Origin of the sequence: Caballeronia arationis (genome assembly GCF_001544975.2) — a bacterium.
GTDB lineage: Bacteria > Pseudomonadota > Gammaproteobacteria > Burkholderiales > Burkholderiaceae > Caballeronia > Caballeronia arationis.
Map to the genome: position 1 here is coordinate 1 of NZ_FCOG02000332.1, position 2713 is coordinate 2713.

1 protein-coding gene and 2 pseudogenes are annotated in these 2713 nt (G+C 58.1%); all 3 read right to left on the reverse strand.

Annotated features, from left to right (window positions below):
* Window positions 1-70: 70 nt before the first annotated feature.
* Window positions 71-211 (reverse strand): annotated as a pseudogene (locus AWB81_RS41760) (transposase domain-containing protein); the annotation flags it as partial.
* A gap of 73 nt (window positions 212-284) precedes the next feature.
* The gene (gene ltrA / locus AWB81_RS41765; RefSeq protein WP_062644360.1) at window positions 285-1997 is read right to left on the reverse strand and encodes a group II intron reverse transcriptase/maturase; all 1713 of its coding nucleotides are present in this window, start codon (window positions 1995-1997) and stop codon (window positions 285-287) included.
* 617 nt (window positions 1998-2614) lie between these two features.
* Window positions 2615-2713: pseudogene (locus AWB81_RS45510) on the reverse strand (IS66 family transposase); the annotation flags it as partial.

Genomic DNA, 2713 nt, shown 5'->3' on the forward strand with positions numbered 1-2713 from the left:
CGTATGCGGTCCATCAGCGACGCCCCTCAATTCAGGTGGCGGAGCGCGTGACGTGTGGTAGGAACGCGGATCAGCGGAGATTGGCCGGCAGCTTCCAGGGAAGCAGCGCGTCGTAGTCGTCGGCCGTCTTTGCCAGAGGCAACCGCTGGAACAGCCAGGTGAGGTAGCGATACGGATCGATGCCGTTGGCTTTGGCTGACTCGACCAGCGAGTCGGGTAGCAGCGACGCATTGCTACGTCGCCGCCCCCTAAGAACGGAACGGGCGAGTTTCCCCGCATTCCGCTCAAGCCTTCCAAAGCCCCGTTGCCGGAGCCGGTTTCACCACTGAGAACCGCTGGCCACGCGCGATCTGATGGCAGTCCGGATGCAGCATTACCAGGTTACGACTCGCGTCCGTGCCGCCGTCGATTACGCGTTCCAGATGGAAGAGACGCCAACCACTGGATTTTGTAATCGGCTGGCTGCAGGTTGGGCATGTGCGTCCCTGATTCCACCATAGCCGGATGAGCCGCGTCCGACCTTTGAGTGAGTCCATCATCTCGAAGCCAAGACGCTCCTCGAAATAACTTTCCCACTGAGGGTCGAACGGGTTGGCGGCAGCCTTGATTTTTCGGTGCCGCCGGATCGGCGTGTTGGCGATATCATGGAGCGCCAGAAGTTCCGGCGCTCCTGTACTGGGCACTTTTCCAGTCTCCGTACCAAAGACCCAGTGCCGGGCGTCGACGGTTCGGAAGTACTTCCGTCGGACCCAGCGTGCGCCTTTGTTCGGATGCCGACGCCGTGCCCAGCGCCATAGACACCGCCAGATCTCTAGACTCACCTTGCCGAAGACGCGCTTTGATACGACATGACGATGATAGTTTGCCCATCCGCGAATCAACGGGTTGAGTTTCCTGATCAGCCAGTCGTGCCGTACTGTCGCGTTGTCCTTCACGATATCCCTCAGCTTGCGCAGGAAGCGCTGAACGTTCGCTTTTGCAGGCTTGATCAACAGCTTGCGGCCATACTTGCGCACGTTCATACCAAGGAAATCGAACCCGTCTTCGATATGCGTGATCCGGGTCTTTTCTGGCGATAGCGACAACCCCCGTTCCGCCAGAAACCGCTCAACCACGGGCCGAACCTCATCTACCAGCACTTCACGCGTTGCACCGGTAATAACAAAGTCGTCTGCATACCGAACGAGGTTGATTTTCGACACATTACGACCGCGCCGGTTGAACATAACCCGTAGCGTTCGTTCCAACCCGTCGAGCGTCATGTTCATCAACAAGGGCGAGATAATACCGCCCTGCGGTGTACCCGCATCCGTTGAGTGAAGGACACGATTATGAAGGTAGCCAGCCTTCAACCACTTCCGCAATATCGCCTTGTCCGTGGGGATGTTGGCGATCAGCCAGTCATGCGAGATTTCGTCAAAGCAGCTGCGGATGTCAGCCTCTAGAATCCACTGAGCGCAAGCACGGCCGCCCAATGCTATGAAGCACTGACCGATCGCATCGTGCGTGGACCGGGCAGACCTGAATCCATAAGAATTAGGGTCTGCCGTCGTTTCCGCGATGGGCTCAAGGGCGAGCAGATGCAGCGCCTGCCACGCTCTGTCGATCATGCACGGAATTCCAAGGGGCCGCATCTTTTTCCCGTCGGCCTTGGGGATGTATATCCGCCTCAACGGACGCGGCTGGTAGCCGTGCCGATTGAGCGACGACACTGCTCTAAGCTTGGCCCCCGGCGTTGACCATATGACGCCATCAATGCCGGGAGTACGTTTGCCGCGATTACCCGTCACCCGTTTCACGGCGAGTGCCTTGCCGCTGAACGAGTGGGTCAGCAACCATTGCAAGGATTTCACCTTGCTATGCTTGCCGGCCTGTTCGGCCTTCACGATGCGTGCTTGCAGCCGTCGAACCTCGCGATGACATTTGACCCAATCAATGCGGTGCCAATGTGTCGCGCGATCGGAGGACGCACCCGCGCCGAGTTGCTGCACAGTCATCTGCTTTTCCTCCTTGAACGGTTAATCAAGCTGTCTCGTGACGAAAGACCATGCGGAAGTCTGCCCACTTTCGCGTGGGATGATGTTGTCGTGTAACGCAACCCCTATCCGACCCATTACAGGTCAGCCTTCGCTTTCTCCGCACTCCCATGCCCGCACCGCCATCAGCCTTCCTCGCGGTCGGCCTGCCCGATTGGGCGGCGATACGGGGTTTCCGTGTTCCACACAGCTCGCAAGAATGGTTTAGGTTCCGCCTTTCCACCGGTAGCGTTGTCGTCCGTGCCGCCCAACTATACAAAGAGCGGACCCGCTACATTCCCCTTTTGGGTCAGGCCTGTCAGTGTCTTTGGCCTGTTTGCGATGACGGTGTTTAAACAGCGATTCAGATGCCTTAACCTTGCCATCCAGTCAGATCTCCTTCCGCGGCGACACTTGCAGAAGCGCCTTGGTCTCACAACTTCAGCGTGGCTTACGCCGAGCTTCTTTGTCTCGATGGCTTCACACGATGCCGTTGCCAGCCTCGCATGCACCGATAGACTACGGGCGACGGAACGCCCGGTTTCCTGCCGCCCTACAGCGACGGCGAAACAACGAACTGCGCGACTTTCACGTCGCACATAAAGATTCGCACTCGCATGTGCGCCAGCAACTGTATCGGCAAACAGGAAGCTTTTGCGTGCGACGACAAACGGGCGAATGGAATTTTCGCAGGGATT

Bases quoted from the DNA above. Each gene is read 5' to 3' on its own strand.
- ltrA (WP_062644360.1), bottom strand. From the start codon at position 1,997: ATGACTGTGCAGCAACTCGGCGCGGGTGCGTCCTCCGATCGCGCGACA.